The organism is Staphylococcus sp. HMSC061G12 (assembly GCF_001838465.1).
Taxonomy (GTDB): domain Bacteria; phylum Bacillota; class Bacilli; order Staphylococcales; family Staphylococcaceae; genus Staphylococcus; species Staphylococcus simulans.
Map to the genome: position 1 here is coordinate 1 of NZ_KV837060.1, position 223 is coordinate 223.

Sequence of the window (223 nt, forward strand, 5' to 3'; positions counted from 1 at the left end):
ATCACAGAGGTGCATCGTCTTACAATCCTCGTATGATGTTGAAAATCATCTTATACGCCTATAGTAATTCAATATTTTCCGGACGGAAAATAGAATTTGCATTAACAGATAGTATTAGATTTATGTGGTTAGCACAAGAACAAAACCCTAGCTACAAAACGATTAATCGTTTTCGTTCTAATCCTCGAACAAATGCTTTGATTAAAGAATGTTATGTAGTATT

Annotated in this window: 1 protein-coding gene; it reads left to right on the top strand. The window is 32.7% G+C overall.

The annotated features are described in order from the left end of the window. A partial coding sequence (locus tag HMPREF2937_RS13260) for a transposase (RefSeq protein ID WP_142351406.1) occupies positions 1 to 223 on the top strand: 223 nt, incomplete at both ends.